At 62.8% G+C, this 25,432-nt stretch carries 26 protein-coding genes; 3 read left to right on the top strand and 23 right to left on the bottom strand.

What is annotated here, in order from left to right:
- The first annotated feature begins 176 nt into the window (after positions 1-176).
- On the top strand, positions 177-836 hold the full coding sequence (locus UB43_RS18580) for a DUF3313 domain-containing protein (RefSeq protein ID WP_045213807.1): 660 nt from the start codon (positions 177-179) through the stop codon (positions 834-836).
- Positions 837-1,073: 237 nt separating this feature from the next.
- Here UB43_RS18580 and UB43_RS18575 read toward each other — a convergent pair whose 3' ends face one another.
- The 5 genes from UB43_RS18575 to UB43_RS18555 all read right to left on the bottom strand — a co-directional run bounded on the left by UB43_RS18575 (position 1,074) and on the right by UB43_RS18555 (position 3,832).
- On the bottom strand, positions 1,074-1,544 hold the full coding sequence (locus UB43_RS18575) for an inhibitor of vertebrate lysozyme family protein (RefSeq protein WP_045213805.1): 471 nt from the start codon (positions 1,542-1,544) through the stop codon (positions 1,074-1,076).
- A 38-nt stretch (positions 1,545-1,582) separates the two neighbouring features.
- Positions 1,583-1,744 (bottom strand): DUF1328 domain-containing protein, encoded by a 162-nt coding sequence (locus UB43_RS29230; RefSeq protein WP_017518828.1) that lies wholly within the window; start codon positions 1,742-1,744, stop codon positions 1,583-1,585.
- A 168-nt stretch (positions 1,745-1,912) separates the two neighbouring features.
- Positions 1,913-2,230 carry a hypothetical protein gene (locus tag UB43_RS18565; RefSeq protein WP_045213804.1) on the bottom strand — a complete coding sequence of 106 codons (318 nt, stop codon included), beginning with the start codon at positions 2,228-2,230 and terminating at the stop codon, positions 1,913-1,915.
- A gap of 279 nt (positions 2,231-2,509) precedes the next feature.
- The gene (locus tag UB43_RS18560) at positions 2,510-2,944 is read right to left on the bottom strand and encodes a PA2169 family four-helix-bundle protein (protein ID WP_045213802.1); all 435 of its coding nucleotides are present in this window, start codon (positions 2,942-2,944) and stop codon (positions 2,510-2,512) included.
- Between the two features lie 33 nt (positions 2,945-2,977).
- Positions 2,978-3,832, bottom strand: coding sequence for a BON domain-containing protein (locus UB43_RS18555; RefSeq protein WP_045213800.1), 855 nt, complete (start codon positions 3,830-3,832; stop codon positions 2,978-2,980).
- Between the two features lie 229 nt (positions 3,833-4,061).
- Here UB43_RS18555 and algB point away from each other — a divergent pair, with 229 nt between their 5' ends.
- Together algB and UB43_RS18545 are read left to right on the top strand one after the other, a co-directional pair.
- Positions 4,062-5,408, top strand: a complete 1,347-nt coding sequence (gene algB / locus UB43_RS18550; RefSeq protein WP_045213796.1) for a sigma-54-dependent response regulator transcription factor AlgB — start codon at positions 4,062-4,064, stop codon at positions 5,406-5,408.
- Between the two features lie 2 nt (positions 5,409-5,410).
- Positions 5,411-7,198 (top strand): KinB sensor domain-containing domain, encoded by a 1,788-nt coding sequence (locus UB43_RS18545; RefSeq protein ID WP_045214210.1) that lies wholly within the window; start codon positions 5,411-5,413, stop codon positions 7,196-7,198.
- On the opposite strand, the gene UB43_RS18540 is transcribed toward UB43_RS18545, so the two are convergent.
- The 18 genes from UB43_RS18540 to yidC all read right to left on the bottom strand — a co-directional run bounded on the left by UB43_RS18540 (position 7,195) and on the right by yidC (position 25,432).
- The gene (locus UB43_RS18540) at positions 7,195-7,977 is read right to left on the bottom strand and encodes an N-acetylmuramoyl-L-alanine amidase (protein WP_045213793.1); all 783 of its coding nucleotides are present in this window, start codon (positions 7,975-7,977) and stop codon (positions 7,195-7,197) included. The two genes, UB43_RS18545 and UB43_RS18540, sit on opposite strands and share 4 nt — an antisense overlap.
- 22 nt (positions 7,978-7,999) lie before the next feature.
- Positions 8,000-8,587: a MarC family protein gene (locus tag UB43_RS18535; protein ID WP_017518835.1), complete on the bottom strand. Its 588-nt coding sequence runs from the start codon at positions 8,585-8,587 to the stop codon at positions 8,000-8,002.
- A gap of 119 nt (positions 8,588-8,706) precedes the next feature.
- Positions 8,707-10,074 carry a bifunctional UDP-N-acetylglucosamine diphosphorylase/glucosamine-1-phosphate N-acetyltransferase GlmU gene (gene glmU, locus UB43_RS18530; protein WP_045213791.1) on the bottom strand — a complete coding sequence of 456 codons (1,368 nt, stop codon included), beginning with the start codon at positions 10,072-10,074 and terminating at the stop codon, positions 8,707-8,709.
- A 112-nt stretch (positions 10,075-10,186) separates the two neighbouring features.
- Positions 10,187-10,612: a F0F1 ATP synthase subunit epsilon gene (locus UB43_RS18525; RefSeq protein ID WP_045213789.1), complete on the bottom strand. Its 426-nt coding sequence runs from the start codon at positions 10,610-10,612 to the stop codon at positions 10,187-10,189.
- 40 nt (positions 10,613-10,652) lie between these two features.
- The gene (atpD, locus tag UB43_RS18520) at positions 10,653-12,029 is read right to left on the bottom strand and encodes a F0F1 ATP synthase subunit beta (RefSeq protein WP_045213787.1); all 1,377 of its coding nucleotides are present in this window, start codon (positions 12,027-12,029) and stop codon (positions 10,653-10,655) included.
- 30 nt (positions 12,030-12,059) lie between these two features.
- Entirely contained in the window at positions 12,060-12,920 is an 861-nt protein-coding gene (gene atpG / locus UB43_RS18515; protein ID WP_017518839.1) for a F0F1 ATP synthase subunit gamma, read from the bottom strand.
- Between the two features lie 52 nt (positions 12,921-12,972).
- The gene (atpA, locus tag UB43_RS18510; protein WP_045213785.1) at positions 12,973-14,517 is read right to left on the bottom strand and encodes a F0F1 ATP synthase subunit alpha; all 1,545 of its coding nucleotides are present in this window, start codon (positions 14,515-14,517) and stop codon (positions 12,973-12,975) included.
- Between the two features lie 18 nt (positions 14,518-14,535).
- Positions 14,536-15,072, bottom strand: coding sequence for a F0F1 ATP synthase subunit delta (locus UB43_RS18505; protein WP_045213782.1), 537 nt, complete (start codon positions 15,070-15,072; stop codon positions 14,536-14,538).
- Positions 15,073-15,084: 12 nt separating this feature from the next.
- A complete protein-coding gene (locus UB43_RS18500; RefSeq protein WP_017518842.1) occupies positions 15,085-15,555 on the bottom strand; it encodes a F0F1 ATP synthase subunit B in 471 nt (156 codons plus the stop codon).
- Positions 15,556-15,607: 52 nt separating this feature from the next.
- Positions 15,608-15,865 carry a F0F1 ATP synthase subunit C gene (atpE, locus tag UB43_RS18495; RefSeq protein WP_043256731.1) on the bottom strand — a complete coding sequence of 86 codons (258 nt, stop codon included), beginning with the start codon at positions 15,863-15,865 and terminating at the stop codon, positions 15,608-15,610.
- Positions 15,866-15,974: 109 nt separating this feature from the next.
- Positions 15,975-16,844 (bottom strand): F0F1 ATP synthase subunit A, encoded by an 870-nt coding sequence (gene atpB / locus UB43_RS18490; RefSeq protein WP_017518843.1) that lies wholly within the window; start codon positions 16,842-16,844, stop codon positions 15,975-15,977.
- A gap of 16 nt (positions 16,845-16,860) precedes the next feature.
- Positions 16,861-17,268 (bottom strand): F0F1 ATP synthase subunit I, encoded by a 408-nt coding sequence (locus tag UB43_RS18485; protein WP_037010316.1) that lies wholly within the window; start codon positions 17,266-17,268, stop codon positions 16,861-16,863.
- 151 nt (positions 17,269-17,419) lie between these two features.
- Complete coding sequence (locus UB43_RS18480) at positions 17,420-18,292, bottom strand: ParB/RepB/Spo0J family partition protein (RefSeq protein ID WP_024765004.1); 873 nt, start codon at positions 18,290-18,292, stop codon at positions 17,420-17,422.
- A gap of 17 nt (positions 18,293-18,309) precedes the next feature.
- Complete coding sequence (locus UB43_RS18475; RefSeq protein ID WP_024765005.1) at positions 18,310-19,098, bottom strand: ParA family protein; 789 nt, start codon at positions 19,096-19,098, stop codon at positions 18,310-18,312.
- Positions 19,099-19,116: 18 nt separating this feature from the next.
- A complete protein-coding gene (rsmG, locus tag UB43_RS18470; RefSeq protein WP_045213766.1) occupies positions 19,117-19,767 on the bottom strand; it encodes a 16S rRNA (guanine(527)-N(7))-methyltransferase RsmG in 651 nt (216 codons plus the stop codon).
- Complete coding sequence (gene mnmG / locus UB43_RS18465) at positions 19,767-21,659, bottom strand: tRNA uridine-5-carboxymethylaminomethyl(34) synthesis enzyme MnmG (RefSeq protein ID WP_045213763.1); 1,893 nt, start codon at positions 21,657-21,659, stop codon at positions 19,767-19,769. Before mnmG ends, rsmG begins: the two co-directional genes overlap by 1 nt.
- Before the next feature lie 549 nt (positions 21,660-22,208).
- The gene (mnmE, locus tag UB43_RS18460; RefSeq protein WP_045213761.1) at positions 22,209-23,576 is read right to left on the bottom strand and encodes a tRNA uridine-5-carboxymethylaminomethyl(34) synthesis GTPase MnmE; all 1,368 of its coding nucleotides are present in this window, start codon (positions 23,574-23,576) and stop codon (positions 22,209-22,211) included.
- A gap of 107 nt (positions 23,577-23,683) precedes the next feature.
- On the bottom strand, positions 23,684-25,432 hold the full coding sequence (yidC, locus tag UB43_RS18455) for a membrane protein insertase YidC (protein ID WP_045213758.1): 1,749 nt from the start codon (positions 25,430-25,432) through the stop codon (positions 23,684-23,686).

The raw sequence follows: 25,432 nt of genomic DNA, 5'->3' as shown, positions 1-25,432 counted from the left end.
AGTGATTGTAAGACGTTTCCACAGCACTCCGAATTGACTGACATCAGTGAAGTTCGACCGGCTTCGAGCGAGCGTGCGGATACCCTGCCGCCATGACCGCGACAGCCGGGTAAGCAACGGGTTGTTGAAAGTGTGGTGAAAGCACAACGCGGTGACACTCTGGATAAGGACGCTCTATGACGCGACGCTACGTAGTACCCACCCTGCTTTTCGCTGGCGCCCTGGCGCTGGCCGGCTGCTCCAGCCAGAAACCGGACGCCTCTCAATACTCGGGCTTCCTCGGCGACTACTCGCAACTCAAGCCCGCCACCTCCCCCAGTGGCCAGCCGGTGCTGCGCTGGGTCGACCCGGACCTGAAGCTTGCGAACTACAGCTCGGTACTGGTCGAGCGGCCGGTCTACTACCCGCCGCCCAAGCCCAACGAGAACATCGATCAGAAGACTCTCAACGAAATCCCCGACTACCTGAAGAAGCAGGTCGAACTGCAACTGGGCAGCCGTTACCGCATCGTCCAGCAGGCTGATCGCGACACCCTGGTGCTGCGCACCGCGATCACCGGGGTGAACATCTCCACCGAAGGCCTGAAAGCCTATGAAGTGATTCCGATCGCCCTGGTGGTGGCGGCGACGACCACGGCGATTGGCACCCGCGACCAGGACACCGAGGTCTACGTGGAATTCGAGGCGCTGGATGGCGCGACCAGCAAACCGGTCGCCAAGGTGGTGCGCAAGGGCGCGGGCAAGACGCTGGAGAACACCAGCACTCACCTGAATCTGACGGACCTGAAACCGGTACTCGATGGCTGGGCACGAGACGCGGCCAACTTCAAGCCGTGACGCGCTGCCGTACGCCCGCTTGTGCCTGAAGGGCGCTGCATGAAATGAAGCGCTCCGGAGCCGGCGCGAGAATCCCGCGACGGTTCCGGAGGCTTTGCCTGGCCCGGCCCGCTGATGCGGAGGTACCCCCTGTACCCCTGGGTCATTCAGGACCTGGCGCATCCCGAACATCCCGGCCCCCTGGCCTTGCGTACGCCTTCTGGGTACGCGTCTCTCAGAAACTGCCTGCTGGTACGGTCAGTACCAGTTCGGATCACTCTTGAGCTGGTCGTCGAGGATCCGTTTCACCGAATCGTCCGGCTCACCCAGCCAGCGGAAACTGGCGTGCTTGCTCGGAGACTTGTCCGCCGGAAGGTTTTCGGGAACCTTCACGTAAAGCGCGTAGGCCCTGTCCTTGTCCCAGGTAAAGGCCACATACAGCCGGTGGGCGGCACAGTTGTGCGCTTGGCACAGCTCGCCGACCAGGTACTTGTCGCCCTGCTCGTCCACCGCCTGCATCGGTGTCGCGGTGCCGCTGAGGTTCATCACCCAGTCAGGCAGGCGACTCTCGTCCTTGACCACCGATTGCCAGCTGTCGCGGTACTGCGGGTCGCTGGCCACCAGCTCGTTCAGGCGGTACTGCGCATCCTTGTCCGCCTCGGCGGCCAGGGCCTGGGCCCCGGCGCCGAGCAGAACAGCCGACAGCAGCAGATTGCGGGTAAAGCCCATCGCTACGCTCCTTGTTCAACGTCCACCGGTCCGGGGCGTCAGCCCCGGCGACGGCCCATGAAGAAGGACACGATGAACAGCACCAGGAAGATCACGAACAGGATCTTGGCGATGCTGGTCGCGGCGCCGGCGATACCACCGAAGCCCAGGACGGCGGCGATGATGGCGATGATCAGGAATGTCAGTGCCCAGCTAAGCATGGGGTCTCTCCTCTTCTCGTTGTCGGTACGGCACCGCTTCGGGTACCTGCTCCGGAGTGATCGCAAGGCTGTCTCCGGAAGGGGTGTCCGCCCGGGCGCTTCCGGGCACTGCGGACCTGTCGGGCAAGCCAGCGGCCTGCCTGCGATTCAGAAATCGGATCGGAAGGGTCAGAACACCCAGCCGCCCTGGGGCCTGGCCATCGGCTGGACCTGAGCCTGGGTTTGCGCCTGCGGCGCTTGCAGCACCCGAGCCGGGTTGCGAGCGGGGGCGACCTGTGGATAACGCGACGCTTCGCGGTACAGATCGGGGGTGCTGGAGGCGGCCGGAACATAGGCGACCGGTGCGCTGGCGGCCTGGGCCTGGGAAACCTGCATCTGCAGCTGCACCTGGTTGATCAGCAACAGCAGGAGGGCGCCGGCGAAGAAGATCCGGGTCCACACATCGATACGCACGACTTGCACTTGGCTGTTGGTTTCGCTGTTCATCCCGTCTCTCCTGCCCGTCGCCGATCTGTCTGTCGAACCTTGAGGCGGTTTCCTCGGCCTTTGTGGTTCTCGTCGTCGCGGGTGGTTCTGTTGACTGTCTTGCAGTAGGAATTGCACGCCGCATGCCAGTCTGATGAATCAGTTTTTTTACTTTTAAATCAATAACTTAAACATTGAACCAAGGTACCTTTCCACCGCATCCTGCACGATGGGTCGGGATGGCTCGTGCGATTTGCAATCCCGACGCGGGAGCGCCTCCCTGCGCTCGTGTGAACGGCATCACTTCAGCGAGTGCTTCAGCTCGCTCATCTGGTCGTGGCAGGCCCGCACCTTGGGCAGTTCGGCGCGCAGCAGCGCCTGGGTTTCCGGCGTGCCTTTCTCCAGGGCGTCCTCGAAGGCATGAAGGATGCGGTCCTCGGTTTCCTCCAGCTGGGCGACATAGGTGGCGCCTTCATCGCTGGCCAGGGTCGCACGGGTGTCGGCGTAGACCTGGCGCAGTTTGCCCAGCAGCGTGCCACCGGTGGCGGGGTCCTCGTGGTTGGCGGCGACCTTGCCGGCCAGGGCATTGATCACGTCGGTCTTGGCCTGCGCCATGGACTGGAACAGCCGCTGCAGCCGGGCATCCTTCACTTCCTGGATGGCGTGCTGGTAGAAGCGCTGGCCGTCACGGGTAATCTCGATGAGTTCATTGAGCTGACTGGTCGTGCGAGTCATGACAGGTACTCCTGCAAAGGAAGGGTGGAAGAGTCAGGCGGCCTGGCCGGCCACCTTCAGCGCAGTGGCGTCCACCTCACGCACACCACGGGTCTTGCGGGCGGAATCGATCAATTGCTGGCGCTCGTCGGCATTGGGCACCTGGCCACTCAGGGTCACCACGCCGTCGCGGGTGGAAACGCCGATGGACAGCCCCTGCAGGGCATGGGCGGAGAGGATGCCGGCCTTGATCTGGCTGGTGATCCAGGCATCGCTCACGGCGGCCTGGGCATCGCCGACGGACTTCTCGAATGCCTGCGTGGAAGCCGCATCCGGGTCGACCTTCAGACGGTTATCCACAGCGCTGACACCTTCGGTCTGCGCCGCCAGGTGGGCGGCCTGCTGGCTCGCCTCCTCGCTGATCACCGTGCCTTCGAGGGTGACCGCGCCGGACTTGCTGGTGACCTTGATATCCAGACCTTCGCCGCGTTTCTCCAGCAGCAGCCTGGATTTCACCTTCGCCGCCAGCGTGGCGTCGTCCCACTTCTGCACCACGCCTGGATCCTTGGTGGTGTCGGCCTTCTGTGCGTCAGCCAGCGAAGCATCGACGCCCAGTTGGTTATCCACCGACGTGATGCCTTCGACGCTACCGGCAATCTGCCCGGCCAGCGCCTTCTGATCTTCACTGGCCACGGCGCCGGTCAGTTGCGCACGGCCGTTTTCCACGTCCACCTTGATCGCGTAGGGCTTGAGTTCGCGGTTGAGGTTGATGGCCGTCCAGATCGAACCTTCCTGGCGCGCTTCGGCCAGTTGCGCAGTCAGCCCGGCCTCGGCGGCATGGCTGGCCAGCGGCTGCAGGGCCAGCAGCGCGGAACCCAGGACAAGGGCAAGGATCTTCGGGTTAGGCATGGCGGGTCTCCGTCAAACGATGGTGCAGCATTGGATTCGCAAGCGCCGTGCCAGTGCGATTTGTGGATAAAATTCTTGTAATTCAATGTGTTGAATGGTCTGTGCATAACCCGGGCTGTGCACCCTGCCCGAAGCACCCGAAAGATTCTTGCAACTTGCACGAAAATCCCTGGACTAAGAAAAATCACACCCCTTACAACAATGAATCACACAACGAGGAAATCGCTGAATGGACGCAACGCCTGAACAGCAAGGCCGGATCCTGCTGGTCGATGACGAGTCCGCCATCCTGCGCTCGTTCCGCTACTGCCTGGAGGACGAGGGCTACAGCGTGGCCACCGCCAACAGCGCACAGCAGGCCGATAACCTGTTGCAGCGCCAGGTGTTCGACCTGTGCTTCCTCGACCTGCGCCTGGGCGACGACAACGGCCTGGATGTGCTGGCGCAGATGCGCGTGCAGGCGCCATGGATGCGCGTGGTGATAGTCACCGCGCATTCGGCTGTGGACACGGCGGTGGATGCCATGCAGGCCGGCGCCGCCGATTACCTGGTGAAGCCCTGCAGCCCCGACCAGCTGCGCCTGGCCGCCGCCAAGCAGTTGGAAGTGCGCCAGCTCACCGCGCGCATCGAGGCGCTGGAAGGCGAGATGCGCAAGCAGGGCGATGTGCTCGAATCCCACAGCCCGGCCATGGCTGCCGTGCTGGAGACGGCCCGCCAGGTGGCCGCCACCGACGCCAACATCCTCATCCTCGGCGAATCCGGCTCCGGCAAAGGTGAGCTGGCTCGGGCCATACACGGCTGGAGCAAGCGGGCGAAGAAGTCCTGCGTGACCATCAACTGCCCTTCCCTTTCCGCCGAACTGATGGAGAGCGAACTGTTCGGCCACAGCCGCGGTGCATTCACCGGCGCTACCGAGAACACCCTCGGACGCATCAGCCAGGCGGATGGCGGCACGCTGTTCCTCGACGAAATTGGCGATTTTCCCCTCATCCTGCAGCCGAAACTGCTGCGCTTCATCCAGGACAAGGAGTACGAGCGGATCGGCGATCCGGTTACCCGCAACGCTGATGTACGCATCCTCGCGGCCACCAACCGTGATCTCGCCGGCATGGTCGCCCAAGGCACTTTCCGCGAAGACCTGCTCTACCGTCTGAACGTCATCGTGCTGAATCTGCCGCCACTGCGCGAACGCGCCGAGGACATTATCGGCCTGGCCGAGCGCTTCCTTGCCCGCTTCGTGAAGGACTACGGCCGCCCGGCTCGCGGCTTCACCGACGAGGCCCGCGCGTTGCTGCGCCGCTACAACTGGCCGGGGAACGTGCGAGAGCTGCGAAATGTTATCGAACGTGCAAGTATCATCTGCAATCTTGATCTTATCGGTGTCGAACAGCTTTCTATCGGCGAACAAACCACCAACTCGGCGCCGCGCATCGGCGAGGCCATGAGCCTGGAAGAACTGGAGAAAGCCCACATCGCTGCCGTGATGGCCTCCAGCGCTACCCTCGACCAGGCCGCCAAGACCCTGGGGATTGACGCTTCCACCCTCTATCGCAAGCGCAAGCAGTACAGCCTGTGAACCTGCCGATCCCGATGACGCTGCGCACGAGACTCTTCCTGAGCATCTCGGCGCTGATCACGGTAGCGCTGCTGGGGCTGCTGCTCGGGCTGTTCAGCGTGGTACTGACCGGCCGCGAGCAGGCCCAGCTGATCCAGCGCAACTTCGACGCCATCGAGGTCAGTCAACGCCTGCGCCAGTCGCTGGGCGACGAACTGGTGCAGGTACTCAGCGCGCGGCCCAGCCCGGAACGCCTGGAACAGGCCCGCACGCACTTCGCCCAGGCGCTCGAGCAGGGGCGGGCCCTGGCCCGGACCGGCAGCGAGCGCCAGGCCATGACAGAAATCGCCGATGCTCACCGCCTGTTCGTCGAGGCGACCGATACGCCCGGCCCGGGGCGCCCGGAACTGCTGGAGGACAGCGACCTCAGCCGCACCCTCGACGTCCTGCGCAACCGCCTGCTGGCGCTGCATCAGGGTGCCATGGCGAACATCAGCGCCGACGAGCGCTCGGCTCGCGACCGCACCCTGCTGATCAGCGGCCTGCTCGGACTCATCGGCATCGCCATCCTGGTGGTCGGTTTCATCACTGCCCACAGCATTGCCCGCCGCTTCGGTGCGCCGATCGAGACGCTGGCCAAGGCCGCGGACAAGATCGGCCAGGGTGAATTCGACGTCACCCTGCCGGTTTCCGGCGTCTCCGAAATGTCCTCGCTGAGCCGTCGCTTCGGCCTGATGGCTGAAGCCCTGCGGCTTTACCGCGCGAGCAACACCGAGGCGCTGGGTTCGGGCCGCAAGCGCCTGCTGGCGGTGCTCGACAGCATCGACGACGGCCTGGTGATCCTCGACCGCCACGGCCGCATCGAACACGCCAATCCGGTTGCCACGCGCCAGCTGTTCTCCCACAGCGATCCGCAGGGCCAGGAACTGGGCACGATGCTCGACAACCCGGAGCTGGCCCAGGCCGTGCAACGCGTCCTGACCGGCAACCTGCTGGAGGAAACCCCGCAGGACCTGGTGGTGGAGGTGAGCGGCGAGAGCCGGTTGCTGACCTGGGGCATATCGCCGGTCAGTCACGACGACGGGCGCAACATCGGCGCGGTAATGGTGGTGCGCGACGTCACTGAACAGCGAGCCTTCGAGCGCGTGCGCAACGACTTCGTACTGCGTGCTTCCCACGAACTGCGCACCCCCATGACCGGCATGCACATGGCCTTCGGCCTGCTCGCCGAACGCCTGAAGTTTCCCGAGGAATCCCGCGAGCGCGACCTGGTGCGCACCGTCGACGAAGAGATGCACCGCCTGGTGCGGCTGATCAACGACCTGCTGAATTTCTCCCGCTACCAGAGCGGCACCCAGAAGCTCGAACTGCAGCTTTGCGATGTCGGCGACCTGCTGCGCCAGGCTCACCAGCGCTTTATCGGACCGGCCGAAGACAAGCGTATCGAGCTGGACCTGGAGGTCGCCGAGGATCTGCCGGCCATCAATATCGACCGTACGCAGATCGAGCGAGTGCTGGACAACTTGATCGGCAACGCGCTGCGCCATACCCCCGATGGCGGCACCATTCGCCTGCAGGCGCGCTGCCAGGAAGAGCGCGTGGCGATTGCCGTGGAAGACAGCGGCGACGGCATCCCGCTCAGCCAGCAAGGGCGTATCTTCGAACCCTTCGTACAGGTCGGCCGCAAGAAAGGCGGTGTAGGACTTGGCCTGGCGCTATGCCGGGAAATCGTGCAACTGCACGGCGGACGCATCGCCCTGCGCTCGCAACAGGGCAAGGGCTCGCGTTTCTACCTGCTGCTGCCGGTTTAAGAGGTCGGTACCGCCAGCAGCAGCGCGGCGGTTTCCAGGTCCGGCTCGCCGTCGAAGCGCTCCGGGCGGAAGCGCATCTGGAACGCCGCGATCACGTTGCGGGTTTCCTCATCCATCACCCCATCGAGCGGCACCGCATAACCGTGGCGCGCCAGCTGCTGCTGGAACCAGCCAGGAGCCGGCAACTGGCCGTTCAGCTCGGTCAGGTGGCGTGCCAGCTCGCCCGGTTTCGGCCAGGGGATCAGGCCGGCTTCGGCGAGCCTCTTCCAGGGAAACAGTGGACCCGGGTCGACCTTGCGCTGCGGAGCGATATCGCTGTGGCCGAGGATGTGTTCCGGCGTGATGCCCTGGCGCCTGGTGATATCTCGCAGTAAGGCGATCAGCGCATCGATCTGCGCATCCGGGTAGGAATACCAGATCTTCCCGCTCGGGGTATCGCGGTAGCCGGGGTTCACCAATTCGATGCCGATGGAGGTGGAATTGAGCCAGGTACGCCCCTGCCATTCGCTGGCGCCGGCGTGCCAGGCACGGCGGTTCTCGTCCACCAGCTGGTAGATGGTCGCCGGGTTGTCGCCGATCAGGTAGTGCGCGCTCACCTCGCCGTGGGTCAGCAGCGCCAGCGAGCGCGGCAGGTCAGCCGAGGTGTAGTGGACAATGACGTACTGGATACGGCTGTCCTGGTTCCTCGACACATGCTCGCGATCGATCTGCAGGCCCTGGTCGGCGCAGCCGGCGAGCAGTGTGGTGAGCAAGGCGAAGGTCAGGACACGCAGGATCATGGCGGTTCTCAGGAGGGGAGCATCAGGCAGCGATGTGCAGGAAGCTGCGCACGTTCTGCAGGAGCATGTTCACGCTGAGCATGATCAGCAGCATGCCGGCCAGGCGCTCCACCGCCATCAACCCGCGTGGGCCGAGGAAGCGCTGGAGGAAGGCCGCCTGCATCAGGATGAAGGCGGTCGCCGCCCAGGCAAGGATCACCGCCAGATACAGCTCCCACAAGGGACCAGTGTAGGTGCTGCGCAGGGTGATCAGCATCGCCAGCGCGGACGGCCCCGCCACCGCCGGGGTGGCCAGCGGCACGAACAGCGGCTCGTTGTCCGGCATGTCGCCCAGTACACCCTGGGGCGTAGGGAAGATCAGGCGCATGGCGACCACGAAGAGGATGATGCCGCCGGCGATGCCAGTGGCTTCCTTGGACAGACCCAGCCCGGTGAGGATGTGTTCGCCCAGGGTGAGGAACAGCAGCAGCAGGCCCAGAGCGAACAGCAGCTCGCGCAGTGCCACTTTCAGTCGGCGCTCGGCGGGGACCGACTTGAGGGCGGCGAGAAACACCGCGATGTTGCCGAACGGGTCGGTGATCAGAAAGATCAGGATGGCGACGCCAAGCATGACCGGGAAAACTCCAGCAAGAACGGGCCACCCCGCGGTTCTCGGGATGGCCTGTGAATAACGGAACGAGCGAACCACCCTGTGGATAACAACTTACCCACAGGGCTATGGCTTGTGAATCAGGATTTCTTGATCTTTTCCGGGCGCTTCCAGCCTTCGATCACCCGCTGTTTGGCGCGACCGACGCCGAGGGTGCCGGCCGGAACCTCGGCGGTGATGGTGGAACCCGCGCCAGTCGTGGCACCGGCACCGATATCCACAGGCGCCACCAGCGAATTGTTGGAGCCGATGAAGACATCCTCACCAATGGTGGTGCGCCACTTGTTCGCGCCATCGTAGTTGCAGGTGATGGTGCCGGCGCCGATGTTGGTGCGCGCACCGACTTCGCTGTCGCCCAGGTAGGTCAGGTGACCGACCTTCACGCCGTCCTGCAGGTGGGCGTTCTTCAGCTCGACGAAGTTACCCACATGCACCTTGCGCTCCAGTACGCTGCCCGGACGCAGGCGAGCGAACGGGCCGACGTCGCTGTCGGGGCCGACGTGGGCGCCTTCGAGGTGCGAGTTGGCCTTGATGATGGCGCCGCGGCGCAGCGTGCTGTCCTTGATATAGCAGTTGGGGCCGATCTGCACGTCGTCCTCGATCTCCACCTGGCCTTCGAGAATGACGTTGACGTCGATGCTCACGTCGCGGCCGACACTGACTTCACCCCGTACGTCGAAGCGAGCCGGATCGATCAGGGTCACGCCCTGAGCCATCAGGCGGCGCGCCACGCGCTGCTGGAAGAAGCGCTCCAGCTCGGAAAGCTGCAGGCGGTCATTGGCCCCCTGGGTCTCCATCGCCACCTGGGGCTGGGCGGTGGCCACACGCAGACCGTCGCCAACTGCCATGGCAATGACGTCGGTGAGGTAGTACTCGCCCTGGGCGTTGGAGTTGGACAGCCGCGACAGCCAGCCCAGCAGGCGCTCACGGGGCGCAGCGAGGATGCCGGTGTTGCCTTCGCGGATGGTGCGTTGCTCGGGGGTGGCGTCCTTCTGCTCGACGATCGCCTGAACCTCACCATCGGCGCCACGGATGATGCGGCCGTAGCCAGTCGGATCGTCCAGCTCGACGGTCAGCAGTGCCAGCTGCTCCGGCGTGGCCTGGGCCATCAGGCGCTCGAGGGTCGGCTGTTCGATCAGCGGCACATCGCCGTAGAGGATCAGCGCATTGTCCGCGCTCAGGAACGGGGCGGCTTGCGCCACGGCGTGGCCGGTGCCCAGCTGCCGTTCCTGGATCACGAAATTCAGGTCATCCGCCTGCAGGCGCTCGCGCACCAGGTCGGCGCCATGGCCAATCACCACATGGATACGCGACGGGCCGAGGCCGCGGGCGGTGTCGATCACGTGGGCAAGCATCGGTTTTCCAGCGACCGGATGCAGGACCTTGGGCAAGGCCGAGCGCATGCGGGTACCCTGGCCAGCGGCAAGAATGACGATTTCGAGGGACATGAGTGAGGGACCGTCCTGGTGAGCGGGGAAACCCCGGGTGTAGAAAAAGAAAAAGGGTAGCCAAGGCTACCCTTTTCCTATTTGACGCTGAAGTCCCTGGGGACTTCGCGGCTTAGCCGCCGTACTTCTTGCGAACCTGCTGGACCGTGCGCAGTTGCGCTGCGGCTTCGGCCAGGCGGGCTGCGGCGGAGCTGTAGTCGAACTCTGCACCTTTACCTTGCAGAGCCTTCTCAGCTTCCTTCAGTGCGGTCTGGGCAGCCGCTTCGTCGAGGTCACCTGCGCGAATCACGGTGTCGGCGAGAACCTTGACCATGCTCGGCTGTACTTCGAGGAAGCCACCGGAGATGTAGTACACCTCCTGTTCGCCACCCTGCTTCACCAGGCGGATCGGACCCGGCTTGAGCTCGGTGATCAGCGGCGCGTGGCCCGGAGCGATACCCAGATCGCCCAGGGAGCCGTGCGCTACGACCAGCTCGACCAGACCGGAGAAGATCTCCGCTTCGGCGCTGACGATGTCGCAGTGGACAGTAATAGCCATACCCTTGCCTCACGTAAGCGCCCGTTGCCGGGCGCACGGATTACAGCTTCTTCGCTTTCTCGATGGCTTCTTCGATGCCGCCGACCATGTAGAACGCCTGCTCGGGCAGGTGATCGTAGTCGCCGTTGAGGATGCCTTTGAAGCCAGCGATGGTGTCCTTCAGGGAGACGTATTTGCCCGGCGAGCCGGTGAATACTTCAGCCACGAAGAACGGCTGGGACAGGAAGCGCTGGATCTTACGAGCACGGGCCACCAGCAGCTTGTCGGACTCGGACAGTTCGTCCATGCCCAGGATCGCGATGATGTCCTTCAGCTCCTTGTAGCGCTGCAGAACGTACTGCACGCCACGAGCGGTGTCGTAGTGATCCTGGCCGATGACCAGCGGGTCCAGCTGACGGGAAGTCGAGTCCAGCGGATCAACGGCCGGGTAGATACCCAGCGAGGCGATGTCACGGGACAGTACGACGGTGGCGTCCAGGTGGGCGAAGGTGGTCGCCGGGCTCGGGTCGGTCAGGTCGTCCGCGGGAACGTAGACGGCCTGGATCGAGGTGATCGAGCCTTTCTTGGTGGAGGTGATGCGCTCTTGCAGAACGCCCATCTCTTCGGCCAGGGTCGGCTGGTAACCTACTGCGGAAGGCATACGGCCCAGCAGTGCGGATACTTCGGTACCGGCGAGGGTGTAACGGTAGATGTTGTCGATGAACAGCAGTACGTCACGGCCTTCGTCACGGAACTTCTCGGCCATGGTCAGGCCGGTCAGTGCAACGCGCAGACGGTTGCCCGGCGGCTCGTTCATCTGGCCGTATACCAGGGCTACCTTGTCCAGTACGCCGGAATCCTTCATCTCGTGGTAGAAGTCGTTACCCTCACGAGTACGCTCACCCACACCCGCGAACACAGAGTAACCGCTGTGCTCCATGGCGATGTTACGGATCAGTTCCATCATGTTTACGGTCTTGCCGACACCGGCACCACCGAACAGACCGACTTTACCGCCCTTGGCGAACGGGCAGACCAGGTCGATAACCTTGATGCCGGTTTCCAGCAGGTCGTTGCCGCCAGCCTGGTCAGCGTAGGACGGAGCGTCGCGGTGAATACCCCAGCGCTCTTCTTCGCCGATGGGACCGGCTTCGTCGATCGGGTTGCCCAGCACGTCCATGATACGGCCCAGGGTCTTGGTGCCGACCGGGACGGAGATGGCTGCACCGGTGCTTTCCACGTTCAGGCCACGCTTGAGGCCTTCGGTGGAACCCATCGCAATGGAACGAACCACGCCGTCGCCCAGCTGCTGCTGAACTTCCAGGGTGGTTTCGACGCCCTGAACTTTCAGGGCCTCGTAGATGCTCGGCACGGCATCGCGCGGGAATTCCACGTCGATCACGGCGCCGATGATTTGAACGATACGTCCGCTACTCATGTCTGGTTCCTCTGAATTTTGAACCTGTTCTTACACCGCGGCAGCGCCGCCGACGATTTCCGAGATTTCCTGGGTGATCGCCGCCTGACGTGCCTTGTTGTAGATCAGTTGCAGACCACTGATCAGATCACCGGCGTTGTCGGTAGCGTTCTTCATTGCAATCATCCGGGCCGCCTGCTCACAGGCGTTGTTCTCAACCACGGCCTGGTACACCTGGGATTCCACGTAGCGCACCAGCAGGCCATCGAGGAGGGCCTTGGCGTCGGGTTCGTAGAGGTAGTCCCAGTGGTGCTTCAGCTCGGCATTGTCCTCGGCCACCAGCGGAATCAGCTGTTCCACGGTCGGCTTCTGGGTCATGGTGTTGACGAACTTGTTGGAAACCACGTACAGGCGATCGATACGACCTTCCAGGTAGGCATCCAGCATGACCTTGACGCTGCCGATCAGATCATTGATCGACGGCTCTTCGCCCAGGTGGCTGATAGCCGCAACCACGTTGCCGCCATAGCTCTTGAAGAAGGATGCACCCTTGGAGCCGATCACGCAGAGGTCGATCTCCGCGCCACGATCGCGCTGCCCGCTCATGTCCTTGACCAGAGCCTTGAACAGGTTGATGTTCAGGCCGCCAGCCAGACCACGGTCGGAGCTCACCACGATGTAGCCGACGCGCTTTACTTCACGCTCGACCATGAACGGGTGACGGTATTCCGGGTTGGCGTTGGCCAGATGGCCGATCACCTGGCGAATGCGCTCCGCGTAGGGACGGCCGGCCGCCATGCGCATTTGTGCCTTGCGCATCTTGCTCACCGCCACCTTTTCCATGGCATTGGTGATTTTTTGCGTGCTTTTGATGCTCGCAATCTTGCTGCGAATCTCTTTTGCGCCTGCCATTTCACACCTATCGGTTTAGCAGGCGGGGGCCGCTAGCGACCCCCGCTGCGGCTTACCAGGTTTGGGTGGCCTTGAACTTCTCGATGCCGGCTTTGATGCCTGCGTCGATTTCGTCGTTGAAGTCACCCTTCTCGTTGATCTTCGCCAGCAGAGCGGCGTTCTCACGTTGGAAGTAGGCGATCAGCGCTTGTTCGAAGGCGCCCACCTTGGCGATCTCGACGTCCTGCAGGAAGCCACGCTCGGCGGCATACAGGGACAGCGACATCTCGGCGATGGACATCGGCGCGTATTGCTTCTGCTTCATCAGCTCGGTAACGCGCTGACCATGTTCCAGCTGCTTGCGAGTCGCGTCGTCCAGGTCCGAAGCGAACTGGGCGAAGGCCGCCAGTTCACGGTACTGGGCCAGCGCGGTACGGATACCGCCGGACAGCTTCTTGATGATCTTGGTCTGGGCCGCGCCACCTACACGGGATACCGAGATACCGGCGTTGACGGCCGGACGGATACCCGAGTTGAACATGGCGGATTCCAGGAAGATCTGACCGTCGGTGATGGAGATCACGTTGGTCGGAACGAACGCAGATACGTCGCCAGCCTGGGTTTCGATGATCGGCAGGGCGGTCAGGGAACCGGTCTTGCCTTTCACTTCGCCGTTGGTGAACTTCTCTACGTACTCTTCGGAAACGCGGGAAGCGCGCTCCAGCAGACGGCTGTGGAGATAGAACACGTCGCCCGGATAAGCTTCGCGGCCCGGCGGACGGCGCAGCAGCAGGGAGATCTGGCGGTAGGCCACGGCCTGCTTGGACAGGTCGTCGTACACGATCAGGGCATCTTCACCGCGATCGCGGAAGAATTCGCCCATGGTGCAACCGGAGTACGGAGCCAGGTATTGCAGAGCGGCGGATTCCGAAGCACTGGCAACGACCACGATGGTGTTGGCCAGGGCGCCGTTTTCTTCCAGCTTGCGTACGACGTTGGCGATGGTCGATTGCTTCTGACCAATGGCTACGTAGACGCAGCGGATGCCGCTGTTCTTCTGGTTGATGATGGCGTCGATGGCCAGAGCGGTTTTACCGATCTGACGGTCACCGATGATCAGCTCGCGCTGGCCACGGCCAACCGGGATCATGGCGTCGACCGACTTGTAACCGGTCTGAACCGGCTGGTCTACCGACTTACGCCAGATCACGCCCGGTGCCACTTTCTCGACTGCGTCGGTCAGCTTGGCATCGATCGGGCCTTTGCCATCGATCGGGTTACCCAGGGCGTCGACAACGCGACCCAGCAGTTCCGGACCAACCGGTACTTCCAGGATGCGGCCGGTGCACTTGGCATTCATGCCTTCTTTGAGGTCCTGGTATTCACCCAGTACCACAGCACCGACAGAGTCTTGCTCCAGGTTCAGCGCCATACCGTAGACGCCGCCCGGGAACTCGATCATTTCGCCGTACATGACGTCGGCCAGACCGAAGATGCGCACGATGCCGTCGGAAACACTGACGATGGTGCCTTCGTTGCGCGCTTGCGAGGCTACATCGAGTTTCTCGATGCGGCCCTTGATGATTTCACTAATTTCGGAAGGATTGAGTTGCTGCATGCCGCTGCCCCTTCAAACTCAAGATTTCAACGCTTCGGCCAGTTTCGCGATTTTGCCGCGCACCGAGCCATCGATTACCAAGTCACCGGCGCGGATCACCACGCCGCCGATCAGGCTCGCGTCTTCCGACGCATGAAGTCGCACTTCGCGACTGAGCCGGGCGCTGAGAGCCTTGGCGAGTTTGTCCTGCTGTTGCTGGTCCAGGGCGAAGGCACTGGTGACCTCGACCTCGACCAATTTTTCCTGCTCGGCCTTGAGCTGCTCGAACATCACGAAGATGGTCGGCAGCAGGTCGAGCCGCTTGTTTTCAGCCACAGTCCGGACGAAGTTCTGGGCCGGAGCATTGAGCTTGTCGCCACACACGTCGATCAGCGCGTCAGCCTTGGCTGCCGCGGTCAGCTGGGGCTCCTTGAGCAGCTGGCGCACGGTGTCGTCCCGCGACACTGCAGCCAGCACACCCAGAGCAGCGGACCAGTCGGCCAGTTGCTGATGAGCCTGGGCGTACTCGAAAGCCGCCTTCGCGTATGGACGAGCCAATGTGGTCAGTTCTGCCATATCGCCCTCTGCTTAGATCTCGGCGGCCAGTTGATCAACCAGCTGCTTTTGCGCGTTGGCATCGATCGAAGCACCCAGGATCTTCTCGGCGCCGGAGACAGCCAGGGCACCCACTTGGGCACGCAGGGCGTCTTTGACGCTGTTGAGTTCCTGTTCGATCTGGGCTTTGGCCTGAGCGATCATGCGATCACCTTCGGCACGGGCCTGATCACGGGCTTCGTCAACGATCTGGTTAGCGCTCTTCTTCGCCTGCTCGATGATTTCGGCTGCCTGAGCCTTGGCTTCGCGCAGTTGCTGACCCGCTTTCTCGTGAGCCAGTTCCAGGTCACGAGCCGCGCGGTTGGCAGCGTCCAGGCCGTCGGCGATCTTCTTCTGACGCTCGTGCAGAGCCGCGATGACCGGAGGCCATACGAACTTCATGCAGAACAGGACGAAGATGGCGAACGCGATGGCCTGGCCGATCAGAGTTGCATTAATGTTCACGCCAATACCTCGCTCGTTCGTTGTTCAGTCACAGATTTCCGCTGTCCGGAAATTAGTGGGCAACCTGAGCAATGAACGGGTTAGCGAAGGTGAAGAACAGAGCGATACCAACGCCGATCATGGTCACGGCGTCGAGCAGGCCGGCGACGATGAACATTTTGACCTGCAGCATCGGAACCATTTCCGGCTGGCGAGCAGCGCCTTCCAGGAACTTGCCGCCCAGCAGGCCGAAGCCGATGGCGGTACCCAGAGCGCCCAGACCGATCAGCAGAGCAACGGCGATAGCAGTGAGTCCAACTACAGTTTCCATTTTTCCTCCCGACTTTTTTGTCGTGTTGGTTAAAGGTGAAGCAAGTTAAGGTGGTGAAGCTCTTCTTTCACCCCCTCCCATCGGGGAAGGGGCGTACAGAATCTTTGGATCAGTGGCTGTCTTCGTGGGCCATCGACAGGTAGACGATGGTCAGCATCATGAAGATGAAGGCCTGCAGGGTGATGATCAGGATGTGGAACACGGCCCACGCCCAGTTCAACACGACACCCATGCCGCCCAGCCAGAGGATGCCGGAACCGAACATCACGGCGATCAGGATGAAGATCAGCTCGCCGGCGTACATGTTGCCGAACAGACGCAGTGCCAGGGATACCGGCTTGGCGATCAGGGTCACGAACTCCAGCAGGAAGTTCACGGGGATCAGGATGATCTGAACCACCATGTTGCTGCTGTGGAACGGGTGCAGGGTCAGTTCGCCGAGGAAGCCGCCGATGCCCTTGACCTTGATGCTGTAGAAGATGATCAGCGCGAACACCGCGATCGACATGCCGAAGGTGGCATTCGGGTCGGTGGTGGCCACGGCGCGGAAGAACAGGTGCTCGTTGCCGGTGACCGCCTGGGCCGCGAGCGGCAGGAAGTCCACGGGCACCAGGTCGATCAGGTTCATCAGGAAGATCCAGACGAACACGGTCAGCGCCAGCGGTGCGATGAGCGGGTTACGGCCGTGGAAGGTGTCCTTCACGCTGCCGTCGACGAACTCCACGAGAACTTCGACGAAGTTCTGCAGGCCGCCAGGTTGACCGCTGGTGGCCTTCTTGGCTGCCATGCGGAAGATAAGGATGAACACCAGGCCGAGGAATACGGACCAGCCCAGGGTATCAACGTGGAATGCCCAGAAGCCCATTTCCTTGGCTTGTTCGGCGGTGTGGGCGAACCCCCAGGAACCATCCGGCAGACGACCCAGGGTCAGGTTCTGCAAGTGGTGCTGGATGTAACCCGAAGCGCTTTCTGCTGCCATGTTTGCCTCAATCGCTCTAAGGTCTTGTAAATGTGTTTCGCATCAGCAGGGGTGCAAACCAGCTGACCGCGAGGGTCAGCAGGTAGAGGCCGAACAGCGCCAGGGGCGCCAGCGGCTTCACACCTGCGAACGTCAGTGCGAAGAGCACTGCCGTCAGAATCAGTTTTCCCGCCTCACCGGCATAAAAGGACCGGACTATCAGCTGGGCAGAACGCGCGCCGCTATAACGGAACGCCTTGCGAGCAAAGTACAGATTCGGCAACCACGCAATCAGGCCTCCGAGCAATCCGGAATAACCTGCGACCGATCCCCGGGCAAACCACAGGGTTGCTGCACCGATAAGCAGCACCACCAGCTGGACGAGCAACAGGCGAAACGCCGGTTGACGATGGAAGGGCAAACGATTGGGCTTGCGGGGTTCCATCTGAGCTCACAGTCCTCTGGCGTCGGCTTCACAAATCAACAACTTGGCATACTTTGTGCCGACAAAATTGCGCGCAGAGTATAGGGGGCGCCGCATACCCGTTCAACCGTCAGGTAGTGATTTCCGACGACCCCCTACATAGCCTTTCGTATCAGCGTATGTGGGCGAGCACACCCTGCAGCTCGTCGAGGGAGTTGTAGCGGATCACCAACTGGCCCTTGCCCTTCTGGCCATGGCGAATCTGCACGGGAGCGCCCAGGCGCTCGGCCAGGCGCTGTTCGAGGCGACTGATGTCCGGGTCGGTCCTGACCGTTTTGACAGGTTCCTCGGAGGTATTGAGCCACTGGCGCACTAGTGCTTCGGTCTGACGCACGGTGAAACCGCGTGCGACAACATGTCGCGCACCCTCAACCTGCCGATTCTCCGGCAGTCCGAGCAAGGCGCGGGCATGGCCCATTTCCAGGTCGCCATGGGAGAGCAGGGTTTTGATCTCTTCCGGCAGGGCGATCAGGCGCAGCAGGTTGGCCACGGTCACGCGGGATTTGCCCACGGCGTCGGCGACCTGTTGCTGGGTCAGCTGGAATTCCTGCTGCAGGCGCTGCAGTGCGGCCGCTTCCTCGATGGGATTGAGGTCTTCGCGCTGGATGTTCTCGATCAGCGCCATGGCGATGGCCGCTTCGTCGGGCACTTCGCGGACCATCGCCGGGATCTTGTCCAGGCCGGCCTGCTGGGTGGCGCGCCAGCGGCGCTCGCCGGCGATGATCTCGTAGCGACCATTGCCGATGGGGCGCACCACGATGGGCTGCATCACGCCCTGGGCCTTGATCGACTGGGCGAGCTCCTCGAGGGCCTGCGGGTCCATGTCGCGGCGGGGCTGGTACTTGCCGCGCTGGATCAGGTCCAGCGGCAGGTGTTGCAGCTCCTTGCTGTCCACCTGAACGGCTTCTTCCTGCAGCGTAGCGGCGCTGGAGCCACTGAGCAGGGCGTCCAGCCCGCGTCCGAGACCTCGTTTCTTGGCGGCCATGCGGGTTCCTTAATCTCTTAGGCGGGTGCGGTGGTGCGGGCGGCGCGCTGACGGCGCACCAGCTCGCCGGCCAGCGCCAGGTAGGCGAGGGCACCGCGCGATTGCTTGTCGTAGACCAGCGCCGGCATGCCGAAGCTGGGGGCTTCAGCGAGTCGCACGTTGCGCGGGATCACGGTGGTGTAGAGCTTGTCGCCGAAGTGTTCCTGCAACTGCGCGCTGACGTCGTTGGTCAGGCTGATGCGCGGGTCGTACATGGTGCGCAGCAGGCCTTCGATCTTCAGCGCCGGGTTCAGGCGCTCGGCGATGCGCTGGATGCTGTTCATCAGGTCGGTCAGCCCTTCCAGTGCGTAGTACTCGCACTGCATGGGGATGATCACGCCGTCCGAGGCGGACAGGGCGTTGACCGTCAGCATCGACAGCGACGGCGGGCAGTCGATGAGGATGAAGTCGTAGTTCTCGCGGATCGGCGCCAGCGCGTGGCGCAGGCGGTGTTCCTTCATGTCCATCTCCAGCAGCACCACTTCCGCCGCGGTGAGGTCGCGGTTGGCGGGCAGAAGCTGGTAGCCGCCGTGCTCGGAGAACTGCATGGCCTGGGCCAGGTCGCATTCGCCGGTGAGCACGTCGTAGATGGAATGGTCCAGGGACAACTTATCCACACCGCTGCCGGTGGTGGCGTTGCCCTGTGGATCGAGGTCGATCAGCAGCACGCGTCGCTTGGTAGCGACCAGCGATGCCGCGAGGTTGATACAGGTCGTGGTCTTGCCGACGCCACCCTTCTGGTTGGCGATCGCGAATACCTTAGCCATGGTTTTCCCCACTCCCCGTCATGCAGTGCGGCGCAGTATCAGCAGATGGCGCTGGCCTTGGCAACCCGGCACCGCCAGAGCGTGTTCGGCTTCGACCCGGAAATCCTCCGGGAGTGCCGCGAGCTCGTCGCTGGGGTGCACGCCTTTCATGGCCAGCCAGTTGGTTCGAGTGTCACCCAGGTGACGCGTCCAGTTCGTGAAGTCTTCGAGGCTGCTGAAAGCCCGGGAGACAATCCCGTTGAACGGCTGTTCTGGCTGGAAGGCTTCTACCCGGCTGTGGATAACCTGCAGGTTGTCGAGCTTGAGCTCCAGCTTCACCTGGGTCAGGAAGCGGGTCTTCTTGCCATTGCTGTCCAGCAGGGTCAGGGACTTTGCAGGGAACAGGATGGCCAGCGGGATGCCGGGCATGCCTCCACCGCTGCCGACATCCAGCCAGCGCTCACCGCCGGCGGCTTCGAATTGCGCGACGATGCTCAGGCTGTCGAGCAGGTGGCGCGAGACCATTTCATCCACATCGCGCACGGCGGTGAGGTTGTAGGCCTTGTTCCACTTGGCCAGCAGGGCCAGGTAGTCCAGCAGGCGTTGCTGGGTGGCGGCGTCGATATCCAGGCCGAGCGTCTGGATGCCACGCGCGAGTTCTTCGGCGTGGCGGGCAGTGACCAGGGACATCAGGCGCTCTGCTCCAGCTGACGACCGGACGAGCGCTTCTTCAGATGGATCAGCAACAGAGAGATCGCCGCCGGGGTCACGCCCGGAATGCGGCCGGCCTGACCGAGGGTTTCCGGTCGGGCACTACCCAGCTTGAGCTGGATCTCCTTGGACAGCCCGGAAATGGACTGGTAGTCGATATCCACAGGCAGGCGGGTGTCTTCGCTGGCCCGCAGGCGAGCGATCTCTTCCTGCTGGCGATCGATGTAGCCGGCGTACTTGGTGCGGATCTCCACCTGTTCGGCGACCTGCGGGTCTTCCGCGCCAGCGCCGGTCACTTCGGCCAGGCTGAGGTAATCGATTTCCGGGCGGGCCAGCAGGTTGAGCAGGTTGTATTCGTGCGCCAGCGGCGTACCGAAGCGCTTGGCGATGGCATCGCCCTGCGCAGTGTTGGGGCGAACCCAGGTGCTCTTCAGACGCTGCTCTTCACGCTCGATACCTTCGCGCTTGGCTTCGAATACCGCCCAGCGCTCGTCGTCGATCAGACCCAGCTCGCGGCCTTTCTCGGTCAGGCGCAGGTCCGCGTTGTCCTCGCGCAGGATCAGCCGGTATTCGGCGCGCGACGTGAACATGCGGTACGGCTCCTGAGTGCCGAGGGTGATCAGGTCGTCGACCAGTACGCCGATGTACGCCTCGTCACGACGCGGGCACCAGCTGTCGCGGCCCTGCGAACGCAGCGCGGCGTTGGCTCCGGCGAGCAGCCCCTGGGCGCCGGCTTCTTCGTAGCCGGTGGTGCCGTTGATCTGGCCGGCGAAGAATAGACCGCCGATGACTTTGGTCTCCAGGCTGTACTTCAGGTCGCGCGGGTCGAAGTAGTCGTACTCGATGGCGTAACCCGGGCGAACGATGTGCGCGTTCTCCATACCGCGGATGGAACGGACGATATCCAGCTGCACATCGAAGGGCAGCGAAGTGGAGATGCCGTTCGGGTAGAGCTCATGGGTGGTCAGGCCTTCCGGCTCGAGGAAGACCTGATGGCTGTCCTTGTCGGCGAAGCGATGGATCTTGTCCTCGATCGACGGGCAGTAACGCGGGCCGACGCCTTCGATCACGCCGGAGTACATGGGCGAGCGATCGAGGTTGGACGCGATGATCTCGTGGGTCCGCGCGTTGGTGTGGGTAATCCAGCAACTGACCTGGCGCGGGTGCATGTCCTTGGAGCCCAGGAATGACATCACCGGAATGGGTGTATCGCCGGGCTGCTCGGTCATCACGCTGAAGTCGACACTGCGGCCGTCGATGCGCGGCGGAGTACCCGTCTTCAGACGGCCGACACGCAGCGGCAGTTCACGCAGGCGGCGCGCCAGGGCGATCGAGGGCGGATCACCGGCACGGCCACCGGAGTAGTTCTCCAGGCCGATGTGGATAAGTCCACCGAGGAAAGTACCGGCGGTGAGGACGACGTTATCGGCATGGAATCGCAGACCCATCTGGGTCACTACGCCACGCACCTGATCCTGCTCGACGATCAGGTCATCACACGCCTGCTGGAATATCCACAGGTTCGGCTGGTTCTCCAGGATCTCGCGGACGGCGGCCTTGTAGAGAACGCGGTCAGCCTGGGCTCGGGTCGCGCGGACGGCCGGGCCTTTACGGCTGTTCAACACGCGGAACTGAATGCCGCCTTTATCTGTGGCCAGTGCCATGGCACCGCCCAGCGCATCGATTTCCTTGACCAGATGGCTTTTGCCGATCCCACCGATGGCGGGGTTGCAGCTCATCTGACCAAGGGTTTCCACATTGTGGGTGAGCAGCAGCGTCTTCACGCCCATGCGTGCGGCCGCTAGTGCGGCCTCTGTGCCGGCATGGCCGCCGCCGATCACGATCACGTCAAAACGGGAAGGGAAATCCACCACGCACCTCGTGCCTGTTGATCAAGGAGAAAGAAGAGAGCCGGACAGTATAGGGCTTAAGGCCGTTCGATTGAAGGCACCTGAACAAAAAATAGCCAATGGGTACTGTCCGCCTCTAATAGAAAATAAAAGAGAGGAATCTTTTTAAATCTTTTTAGAGCTTGTGTTTATGTATGGTGAAGCCGTTTTCTGTGGATAAGCACTTGTAGGCCAGATACAGCCTAGGTTTCAGCGCCTAACAACCCTGTGGCGATGCTGTAGGGTTGCAGGGGATCTCCCGTGGCTAGCTTGTGGATTAAGTGCGTTGTTATCAACAGGTGTAGTTATCCACTGGCTGAGGCAGGGTTTGTCAACGTATCTGTACGCGACTTTTCCACAGGGTTCACGAATGCCTGTGGAATCCACTATTTATGCCCTGTAAGCCCCGTAAATAGGGAGCCTTGGTGAGTTTGTGGTTGTGGATAGATAGCTGCGAAGAAGAATGCCGGGCAGCCGCAGTCGCGGTGAAGAGACGAACCCGTCACCGGTAGGCAAAAGCAGCGTTGTGGATTACTTGCCGATGCAGAAGCTGGAGAAAATGCGTCCCAGCAGGTCGTCCGGCGTAAAGGCACCGGTAATCTCGCCCAGGGCTTGCTGGGCCTGACGCAGGTCCTCGGCCAGCAGCTCGCCTGCGCCGCTCAGGGTGAGCTGTGCGCGGCCGTGCTCAAGGCTGTCGCCAGCCAGGCGCAAGGCGTCCAGATGGCGTCGGCGGGCGCTGAAGCTGCTCTCGGCGGTCTGCTCGAAGCCCATGCAGGCCTTCAGGTGCTCGCGCAGCAGGTCCAGGCCATTACCGGAACGGGCTGACAGAGTGATCGTGGCGTGGCCGTCAGCGCTCTCTTCCAGCCCGATGCTCTCTGTGGATAAATCCGCCTTATTGCGGATCAGGGTCACGTGCGCCGGATCCGGGCGGCTGTCGAGGAACTCTGGCCACAGCGCGAACGGATCGCTGGCTTCCGGCGCGGTGGAGTCGACCACCAGCAGCACGCGGTCCGCTTCGCTGATGGCCTTGAGCGCGCGTTCCACGCCGATCTTTTCCACATGGTCATCGGTGCTGCGCAGGCCTGCGGTGTCGATGATGTGAAGCGGCATGCCGTCGATGTGGATATGTTCACGCAGGACGTCGCGGGTGGTGCCGGCGATATCGGTGACGATGGCCGCTTCACGCCCCGCCAGGGCGTTCAGCAGGCTCGATTTGCCGGCGTTGGGACGTCCGGCTATCACCACCGTCATGCCGTCACGCAGCAGCGCGCCCTGGCCTGCCTCCCGCAACACAGAAGCGAGTTCGGCGCGCACTGCATCCAGTTGCGAGAGAACATGGCCGTCGGCGAGGAAGTCGATTTCCTCTTCCGGGAAGTCGATCGCGGCCTCGACGTACATGCGCAAACCGATCAACTGGTCGGTGAGGCTGTGTACACGGCGGGAGAACTCGCCCTGCAGCGAGCGCACGGCGTTGCGTGCGGCCTGTGCCGAGCTGGCCTCGATGAGGTCAGCAATGGCTTCGGCCTGGGCCAGGTCGAGCTTGTCGTTGAGGAACGCGCGCTCGCTGAACTCGCCGGGGCGGGCCTGGCGTGCGCCCAGTTCGAGGCAGCGCTGCAGCAGCATGTCCATCACGACGGGGCCGCCATGGCCTTGTAGCTCGAGCACGTCTTCGCCGGTGAAGGAATTCGGGCCGGGGAAGTACAGCAGCAGGCCTTCGTCGATGACGTCGCCGTCATCGGCGTGGAAGGGTCCGTAGTGGGCGTAGCGCGGTTGGGGCTCTCGGCCGCTCAGGGTGATGGCCATGGCGCGTGCACGAGGACCGGAGACGCGGACAATACCCACCCCACCACGGCCCTGGGCGGTGGCGACGGCGGCGATGGTTTCACGGGCTGCATTCATGTCGGCGGTCTCGCGGTTGTGTTCGTGGCGCGCGGGAAAGCAAAGTTATCCACATAGCAAAACGCCCCACGAGGGGGCGTCTTGTCGATCGGTGTCGGGCTGCGCTATCAGGCGGAAGCCTTCTTCGTCGCCGCTTCGATCCGACGGGTAATGTACCACTGCTGTGCAATGGACAGGCAGTTGTTCACAACCCAGTACAGGACCAGACCGGCCGGGAACCAAAGGAAGAAGAAGGTGAAGATGATCGGCATCAGCTTCATTACCTTGGCCTGCATGGGGTCCGGCGGAGTCGGGTTGAGCATCTGCTGAACCAGCATGGTGGCGCCCATGATGATCGGCAGGATGAAGAACGGATCCTTCACCGACAGGTCGACGATCCAGCCCAGCCACGGGGCCTGGCGCATCTCGACGCTCTCCAGCAGTACCCAGTACAGCGAGAGGAAGACTGGCATCTGCACCAGGATCGGCAGGCAGCCGCCCAGCGGATTGATCTTCTCCTTCTTGTACAGCTCCATCATCGCCTGGGACATCTTCTGGCGATCGTCGCCATGCTGTTCCTTCAGGGCGGCCAGTTTCGGCGACACGGCGCGCATGCGGGCCATGGAGCGGTAGCTGGCGGCGGACAGCGGGAAGAAGGCCAGTTTGATGACGATGGTCAGGAAGATGATCGACCAGCCCCAGTTACCTACCAGGTTGTGGATATGTTGCAGCAGCCAGAAGATCGGCTGGGCGATGAACCACAGCGGGCCGTAGTCGACGGTCAGTTCCAGACCCGGGGACAGTTCCTTCAGGTACGCCTGCAGTTTCGGGCCGGCATACAGGGTCATGCTGGTTTCGCCCTTGGCACCCGGCGCAACGGTCAGGTTGGGGCCGGTGTAGCCGACGATGTAGTTGCCCTGGGCGTCCTTGCGGGTCATCACGCTGTGGGTATCGCCCTTGGCGGGAACCCAGGCGGTGACGAAGTAGTGCTGCAGCCAGGCTACCCAGCCACCCTGGACGGTTTCCTTGAACTGCTCCTTGTCCATGTCCTTCATGGACACTTTCACGTAGGGCTTTTCAGGGGTCCAGACTGCGGCGCCGAGGTAGGTCGATACGCCGGTAGCGGTGGTGGAGGACGGGTCGACGCTGGCGTCACGCTTGAGCTGGGCGAACAGCGAGGCGTTCCACGGTTTGTCGCTCTGGTTGTCGATCAGGTAGCTCACGCCGACCTGATAGGCATTGGGGTTGATGCATTCGAGCTTCTTCTGCGCCTTTTCCTTCTCGGTGCAGTCGTTTTTCAGACCGCGATGGAAGGTGAAGCGCTTGATGTAGCTCACGCCATCCTGTGCATAAGTCAGGTCGACGACCATCTGGTCCTGGCCGTCGGCCAGTTCGTAAACGGGTTTGGCCGAGGCATAGAGCGGGCGACCGCTGGCAGCGGCATCCGGACCGTTGGCGCCGGTCAGGCCGCTCTGGGCCAGGTAGGTGCGCTGGTTGTCACGTTCGAACAGCGGGAACGGTACGTCCGGGCGGTCCTGGCGCAGCGGGTACTGGGTCAGGCCGAGCTTGATCACGTCGCCGCCGCGCGGGTCGATGGTCACGTCCAGGACATCGGTCTTCACGCGGATCAGCTGTTCGCTGGCTGCCGCTGGCTTCTGCTCATTGGGCAGGCTGGCCTGGGCGTTCTGCGTGGTGGGTACGTCGGCGTTGGCCGCATTGCCGGCAGGCACGGAAGTGTCCGGCAGGCCTTCAGTCTGATTGAAGGTCGCGGTCTGCGCCGGCAGTTCGGGCTGGCCGTAGTCCTTGTTCCACTGGAGAACCAGCGCGTAGGACACGATTGCCAGGGCGACGAATAGGATTGAACGTTTGATGTCCAT

Source organism: Pseudomonas sp. 21, assembly GCF_000955805.1.
GTDB lineage: Bacteria > Pseudomonadota > Gammaproteobacteria > Pseudomonadales > Pseudomonadaceae > Pseudomonas.
Note: the sequence above shows the minus strand (reverse complement) of the source record. Positions and strands in the feature narration are given on the sequence as shown.